Annotated in this window: 5 protein-coding genes; all 5 read left to right on the plus strand. The window is 73.7% G+C overall.

Annotated features, from left to right (window positions below; translation table 11 throughout):
• Positions 1–162 precede the first annotated feature (162 nt).
• On the plus strand, positions 163–3159 hold the full coding sequence (locus AC0AIB_RS17455) for a helix-turn-helix transcriptional regulator (protein WP_328347531.1): 2997 nt from the start codon (positions 163–165) through the stop codon (positions 3157–3159).
• Between the two features lie 118 nt (positions 3160–3277).
• The gene (locus AC0AIB_RS17460) at positions 3278–4048 is read left to right on the plus strand and encodes a DUF5995 family protein (protein ID WP_328347529.1); all 771 of its coding nucleotides are present in this window, start codon (positions 3278–3280) and stop codon (positions 4046–4048) included.
• A 77-nt stretch (positions 4049–4125) separates the two neighbouring features.
• On the plus strand, positions 4126–4875 hold the full coding sequence (locus AC0AIB_RS17465) for a phosphotransferase (RefSeq protein WP_328347527.1): 750 nt from the start codon (positions 4126–4128) through the stop codon (positions 4873–4875).
• 161 nt (positions 4876–5036) lie between these two features.
• Positions 5037–5447 carry a hypothetical protein gene (locus AC0AIB_RS17470; protein WP_328347525.1) on the plus strand — a complete coding sequence of 137 codons (411 nt, stop codon included), beginning with the start codon at positions 5037–5039 and terminating at the stop codon, positions 5445–5447.
• A gap of 128 nt (positions 5448–5575) precedes the next feature.
• Positions 5576–7675: APC family permease (locus AC0AIB_RS17475; protein ID WP_465097070.1), on the plus strand; the 2100-nt coding region annotated here is incomplete at its 3' end.

The raw sequence follows: 7675 nt of genomic DNA on the forward strand, positions 1-7675 counted from the left end.
TGTCTCCGACGTTCGGAGACTCCCACCACCGGACCGACGGGGGATCTGCCGAACGACGTATGTCGGCCGGGCGCCACCTTTAGTCGCAATGTCGACGCGAGAGGTACCGGTGACGTATTAAGCCCGTAGAAGGGTGCGGGGACCTGTGACTAGGCTGCGGGCATGGTCAGCGATGTGGACGCACCGCTCGTCGGCCGCGCCGACCAGCTGACGGTGCTGTGCGCCGCGCTCCACCACGACATCGACCCCGGGCAGACCGCCGCGGTCTTCGTCACCGGTGAGAGCGGGGTGGGCAAGACCCGGCTGCTCAGCGAGGCCGCGGCACGGCTGCGGGCCGCCGGGGCGGTGGTGCTCACCGGCTCCTGCCTGGACATCGGCGACGCCTCCCCACTGCACCCGGTGCTCCAGGCGCTGCGCCGCTACGACGCCGACCTCGCCACCGGTCAGGCCCGGACCTCGTCGGCGGTGCGCAGCCTGTTACGTACCTTCGTCGAGGAGACCGCGGGCGCGGACAGCGCCGGGGCGCTGCTGGAGCGGGTCTCCCGGGGGCTGGGCATGATCGCCGAGGGGCGCCCGTTGGTGCTCGTCCTCGACGATCTCCAGTGGGTGGACCGGACCACCCGGCAACTGCTGCTCTATCTGCTCGCCGGCCTGGGTGACCTGCAACTGTCGGTGCTGGCGGCGGTCCGGGCCGAGTCCCTGCAGGGTGCCCACCCGCTGCGTCGGGTGCTCACCGAGCTGCGCCGGCTACGGTCGGTGCAGGTGCTCGATCTGGCCCCGCTCGACCGGGCCGACACCGACCTGTTGGCCGCCGAGATCGTCGGTACGCCGCTGACGTCGGAGGCCGCCGACCAGATCTGGCAGCGCAGTGGCGGCAACCCGTTCGTGGTCGAGGAACTCGCCCGTGACCTGCGCGACGGCCGCGACGGGCTGTCCGACACGCTGCGTGAGATCTTCCTGTCCCGGGTGGACGCGTTGCCCCGGCCCGCGCATGCGGCGGTGCACGCGGTGGCCGTCGGTGTCGAACCGGTCGAGCACTGGTTGCTCGCCGAGGTGCTCGGCCTGCCCGAGGCGGAGCTGATCGAGGCACTTCGGGAGGCGGTGGCCCACCGGCTGCTGGTCGGCGCGGACGACGGTTACCGGTTACGACACCGGCTGGTCGCCGAGGTGCTCGCCCACGAACTGCTCCCGGCGGAGCGCGCCGGCCTGCACCGCCGCTACGCCGAGGCGCTCACCCGGGCCCCGGCGCAGCTGCACCAGGCTCGCCTGGCGCACCACTGGCGGTTGGCCGGCGAACCGGGGCGGGCCCTGCCGGCGGCGATGGCCGCCGCCAGGGAGGCCGAACGGCTGCACGGCTTCGCCGAGGCACATCGGCACTGGTCGGTGGCCTTGCAACTGGCCGCGACCCCGGCCCGTGGCCCGGCGGGCGTACCGCCGGAGGTGGACCGGGCGGCGCTGCTGGAACGCGCCGCCGAGACCGCCCACCAGAGCGGTGAGCACGCCCGTGCCCTGTCCCTGCTGGCCGAACTGACCGGAGGCGAGCCGCTCGATCCGTCCTGCGGGTGGCGCATCCAACGGGCCCGCTACCTCGCTGCGGCGGGCCGGTCCGCCCCCGCCGAGGCGGAATACCGCAGCGTGCTGGAAGCCGCCGACTGCACCAGCCGGGAACGGGCCACCGCCGCCGCCCGGCTGGCGGAGCTGTTGCTGCACCTGGGCCGGTACGCCGACGCCGGGCAGCGCGCCCGGGAGGCGCTGGACCTGGCCGCGACGGTCGACGGCAGCACCACCGAAGTGGTGCTGGCCAGCTCCGCGCTGGGCTTCAGCGAGGCGTTCCTGGAGGACCCGGACGCGGGCCTGGCCGTGGTCCGCCGGGCCCTGGAGACCGCCGAGCGTTCCGGTGGCCCGGAGGACGTGGCCTGCGCGTACCTGCATCTGGCGGAGCTGATGACCGGGCCGCTGAACATCCTGGAGGAGGGGGTGGTGGTGGCCCGCCGGGGTGCCGAACGGGTCGCCGAGCTGGGGTTGGGCCGTACCTACGAGACCCGGCTGCTGGCCATCGCCACCAACGGGCTGTTCCGGGTCGGGCAGTGGGCGGAGGCGGAGAAGGTGGTCGCGGCGGCACTGCGGCACCGCCCGTCCGGCGCCGACGCGGTGGAGCTGCTGCTGGCCCGCTGCCGGCTCTCCGTCGGATACGGCGACGTCGAGGCGTCCGACCGGGACCTGGAGGCGGTGGCGACCATGCTCGCCGGTGGTGGCGCACCCCGACACGTGCTGCCGATGCTGATCCTGCGCGCCGGACTGGCGATGTGGCAGGGCCGGCACGACGTGGCCCGGCAGGCGGTACAGCGGGGCCTGACCGAGAGCCGCTCCGACGACGTGGTGCTGCTGGGCACGCTGGCCTGGCACGGGCTGCGGGCCGAGGCCGAGGCGCACGCCAGTCGTACCGTCGCGGTGGACCCCACGGCGGTCCGCCGGCTGCGCGACGCGCTCGAGCGGGTGGCCAGCAAGGGCGCGACGGCGGCCGGGCCGGTCCGGCTCAACGCCGAGGGCTTCCTGGCGCTGAGCCGGGCCGAGTTGACCCGGCTCGACGGTCGGGGCGACCCGGACGCCTGGGCCCGGTCTGCGATCCAGTGGGACAGGCGGCACCACCCCTATCCGGCGGCCTACTCGCGGCTGCGCCAGGCCGAGGCGTTGCTGGCCCGCCGTGGCCGCCGCAGTACGGTGGGCACCCTGCTGCGGGAGGCGCACGAGATGGCGTCGAGCCTGGGTGCGGTGCCACTGACCAGCGAGATCAGGACGCTGGCCGGACGGGCCCGGGTGGAGTTGACCGATCGCACCCCGCCCGCGCGGCCGGCCCGCGTCCCGCGTTCCCGGGCGGGCAACGGGCGCTCAGCGGAGGCAGGACCGGCCCGCCCGGTCGGGGCGGACCGGGCCGCCGCCCCCGTCGGCCCGGACGTGGACGAACTGGCGATGCTGACCGCGCGGGAACGTGAGGTGCTCGCCGCGGTGGCCGAAGGGCTGACCAACCGGGAGATCGGCCAGCTGTTGTTCATCAGTGAACGGACCATCGGCGTACACGTGTCGCACATCTTCGACAAGCTCCAGGTCCGGACCCGGGTCCAGGCCAGCGCCATCCACCTGCGTAACCGGGGCGAGTGAGCGTACGTCAGGCGCGGCGGCGAATACGTCGTTCTACTGATCCGGTGCCACACCGACGCTGACAGGCTGTCTATCGACAACGACGGCGCGGCGCTGCCCCGACCACTGTGGAGGAGACATGAGGGAACCGGTCTGGGGCCCCGTCCACGCGGATATCGTCGACCTGCTCGCCGACCACCCGGAGGACGTGCCGGCGGTGGTCGACCACCTGACCAAGCTCCAGGACCTGCTGGTCCGGCTGCCACCGCTGCAGCAGAGCTGCCCGCTGGCCGACTTCAACCGGCTCTACCTGACCATCACCAGCCGGGTGTTGGAGGGGCTCTACGACGACTACTTCGCCGACCCGGTGTTCCTGTCCCGGCTGGACGTGGAGTTCGCCGCCCGCTACTTCGACGCGATGCGGTTGTGGACCGAGTCGAGCCCGACCACCCCGCGCGCCTGGTCCTGCCTGTTCAAGCGGATGCGCGGCCCGGACGCCCGGCCGTTGCCGTCGGCGGCGGCGGGGGTGAACGCGCACATCAACTTCGACCTGCCGTTCGCCCTGGTGACCACGTTCGACCACCTGGAGTCCGAGCCGGTGGACGGCACCGAGCAGCACCGCGACTACCTGAAGATCAACGACATCTTCGCCGACAAGATCCCGTCGCTGCGGCGGGGCTACCTGGAGCGGTGGCAACTGCTGCTCGACATGCTCAACGGCGACATCGACGACTGGTACCAGGGCGAACTGGTCGAGTACACCAGGGACGTGGCCTGGCGTAACGCGCAGAAGATCTGGCGTTGCCGGCACGACCCGCAGGCCCGAGACGGCGAGCGCACCCGGCTGGACGACAATGCCGCGGCGCTCGGCCGGCTGCTGCTGTCACCGCTGGGGGCGTTCCTGCAGTAGCAGCCGGGACGGGGGGGGGTCCCCGCGCGCCGGGAAACCGGCGCGCGGGGACGCGTCCGTTCGGCCAGGATGGCGGGATGCGCCCCGACGAACAGCCGCTGCCCGGCAACGTCACCACCGGCGTGGTCCGGGTCGGTGACACCGTCCGCCGGCCGGTCGGCCCGTGGACCGATGCCGTCGACGCCCTGCTGACCCACCTGCACGACGTCGGCTTCGACGGTGCGCCCCGCCCGCTGGGTCGCGACGACCAGGGCCGCCAGGTGCTGGAGTACGTGCCGGGGGAGCTTGGTCACCCCTCCGGCCTGTACCCGACGGCGGAGCTGGCCTCGATCGGCCGGCTGCTGGCCGACCTGCACCACGCGGTCGTGGACTTCGTGCCCCCGATGTCGGCCCGCTGGCAGGTGCCGATCCGCCCCGACGGCACGGACCTGCTCTGCCACCACGACGCGGCACCGTGGAACCTGGTCCGGGCTCCGCGCGGCTGGGTGTTGATCGACTGGGACGGCGCCGGCCCCGGCACCCGCCGGTGGGAGCTGGCGTACGCCGCCCAGGCGATGACCGGGATGCGCCCCGACCGGCCGGTGCCGGAGTCGGCCCACCGGCTGCGCGTCCTGGTCGACGGGTACGGCCTGCCGGCGGCGGAGCGTCCCGCGCTCGCCGCGACCCTCGGCCCCCGCGCCCGCGCCATGTACGACCTGCTGCGTGACGGTGCCCGGCGTGGGGTGCAGCCCTGGGCCCGGATCCACGCCGAGGACGGCCCCTACTGGCGGTCGGTCGCCGATCACCTGAGCGCACACGTCGACGACTGGACCCGCGCCCTGACCTGATACCGCGTCCCACCGGCACCCGGTCGGATCGGGTACGTGGCCCGTCCGGGCACCGGCCCGTCCGGGGCGTTCGACGCCGTCGGCACCGACCCGCGCCATGACCCACAGGCGTCGTTCGTCCGGGCGGGTGTCGCGCGGCGCGCTCCGGGTACCCGGCGGTCATGCCCGTACACCGGTTCGCGTTCCGGTTCGACCCGACGTTCCGGGTGCCGCTGGCGCTGCTCGGCATCCGGCCGCAGACCTGCGCCGTGGTGGTCGACGACGAGACGGTGGCGATCCGGTTCGGCCCCTGGCGGCTGCGTACCGCGCGGACGAACGTGGTCGGTGTCCAGCCCGGTGGGCCGTACCGCTGGTGGCGGGTGGTCGGGCCGCACCTGTCGCTTGCCGATCGTGGGGTGACCTTCGGGACCGACACCACGGCCGGGGTGTGCCTGCGTTTCGGCTCGCCGGTGCCGGGGCTGGCCCCCGGCCGGTGGCTGCGCCATCCGGCGGCCACGGTGACGGTTGCCGACCCCGATGCCCTGCTGGCGGCCCTGCCCACCACACCGCCGGACGGCCCCCGCCCCACCTGACGGCCCGCGCTGCCCGCTTCCCGACCGACCGTTCCGCCGGGGGCGGGCGTCTGGCTTCCCGTGTTCCGGCCGGGGCGACCACGTTCAGCGCCTACCGTCGGGAGAGGGGCTACGAGGGCGGTCGGGGGATGGCGGACGGGCGGGACGGCGCGCGGGAACGGCGGACCCGGGAACGACGGGGGAGTGCCCCGCCGTCGGGTCACGGGCGGGCGCTGCGCGAGGCCCGGGACGCCGGGCAGGGTGAGCGCACCCGACCGGGACCGGTGCGGTTGCCGGAGTGCGTGGAGAGCCATGCCCGGCCGGCGCGGCCCGGTGGCGCGCTGCGCCGGTGGCTCTTCGCGTACCGGGTGCAACCGGTCGGCCCCGAGACCGAGGAGGGCAGCCAGCGGCGGCACCCCTGGTGGCAGGTGATGTGCCTGACCGGGGTCGACTACTTCTCGACCCTGTCCTACCTGCCGGGTATCGCGGCGCTGGCAGCCGGGGCGCTCTCCCCGCTGGCCACCCTGCTGATCGTGGCGCTCACCCTGTGCGGGATGCTGCCGATGTACCGGCGGGTCGCCCGGGAGAGCCCGCACGGGCAGGGTTCGGTGGCGATGCTGGAGCGGCTGCTGCCGTTCTGGCGGGGCAAGCTCTTCGTGCTGGTGCTGCTCGGTTTCGTCGCCACCTCGTGGATCATCACGATCACGCTGTCCGCCGCCGACGCGACGGTGCACCTGCTGGAGAACCCCTACCTGCCGTCGTCGGCACCGCACGGCACCGGGGTCGCCGTGCTGGTGACTGTGGCGCTGCTGCTCGTCCTCGGCGGGGTGTTCCTGCTCGGCTTCAGCGAGGCGGTGCTGGTGGCCGTACCCCTGGTGGTGGTCTTCCTCGGCCTCAACGCGGTGATCGTGGCCGCCGGCCTGGCCGAGATCGCCGCCGACCCGGGCACGGTGCGGAACTGGACGGCCACCCTGACCGCCGGGGGCGCCGGCGTCGGCGACCTGCTCGGCCCGGCGGTGCTGGCCTTCCCGCTGCTGGTCCTCGGCCTGTCCGGTTTCGAGACCGGGGTGAGCATGATGCCCCTGGTCCGCGGGGCGGGCGCGGACCGCGAGCAGCGGCTGGCGGCGCGGATCCGCAACACCCGCCGGCTGCTCACCGCCGCCGCGCTGATCATGTCGGTGTACCTGCTGGCCACCGCGTTCGTCACCACCGTGCTGATCCCGCCCCGGGAGTTCCAGCCGGGTGGCGCGGCGAACGGGCGGGCACTGGCCTGGCTGGCCCACGCCCACCTCGGCGAGGGGTTCGGCACGGTCTACGACATCAGCAGCGTGTTGATCCTCTGGTTCGCCGGTGCGTCGGCGATGGCTGGCCTGATCAACATCGTCCCGCGCTACCTGCCGTCGTACGGGATGGCGCCGGAGTGGGGTCGGGCGGTCCGGCCGGTGGTCCTGGTCTACACCCTGATCAGCATCGTCATCACCGTCGCCTTCCGGGCGGACGTCAACGCCCAGGCCGGCGCGTACGCCACCGGCATCCTGGCGATGATGGTCTCCGGAGCGGTGGCGGTGACCATCGCGACGGCGCGGGCGCGCCACCGGCCCGCCGCGGTCGGCTTCACGGTGCTGACCGCGGTGCTGCTCTACGCGCTGATCGAGAACGTGATCGAGAAGCCGGACGGGATCGCCATCTCCGGGCTGTTCATCGCCGGCATCGTCGCGGTCTCGCTGGTCTCCCGGATCACCCGGACCACCGAGCTGCGGGCCGAGCGGATCGAGTTCGACGAGTCGGCCCGGCGGTTCGTCGCCGAGTCGTTGGCCCACGACGGCCGGCTGCACCTGATCGCCCACAAGCGGGCCACCGGTGCGCTCAAGGAGTACCGGGTCAAGGAGCGGGCGCAACGGAGCATGAACCCGGTGCCGGGCGCCTCCGACGTGCTCTTCCTGGAGATCGACGTGGTGGATCCGTCGGAGTTCAGCCAGGTGCTGTGGGTGCACGGGGTCGAGGTGGGCGGGTTCCGCGTGCTGCGGGCCAGCAGTCCGGCGGTGCCGAACGCGATCGCCGCGATCCTGCTGGCGCTGCGCGACGGCACCGGCGTACGGCCACACGCCCACTTCGAGTGGTCCGAGGGAAACCCCATCGCCCACCTGCTCCGATACCTGATCCTCGGCCGCGGCGACACCCCACCGGTGGTCCGCGAGATCATCCGCAAGAGCGAACCGGACCCCTCCCGCCGCCCCGGCATCCACGTA

This window comes from Micromonospora sp. DSM 43699, from assembly GCF_055517075.1.

Excerpts from the sequence above, each read along its gene's own strand:
- AC0AIB_RS17470 (WP_328347525.1), top strand. The coding sequence starts at position 5,037 with ATGCCCGTACACCGGTTCGCGTTCCGGTTCGACCCGACGTTCCGGGTG.
- AC0AIB_RS17455 (WP_328347531.1), top strand. The coding sequence starts at position 163 with ATGGTCAGCGATGTGGACGCACCGCTCGTCGGCCGCGCCGACCAGCTG.
- AC0AIB_RS17465 (WP_328347527.1), top strand. The coding sequence starts at position 4,126 with ATGCGCCCCGACGAACAGCCGCTGCCCGGCAACGTCACCACCGGCGTG.
- AC0AIB_RS17460 (WP_328347529.1), top strand. The coding sequence starts at position 3,278 with ATGAGGGAACCGGTCTGGGGCCCCGTCCACGCGGATATCGTCGACCTG.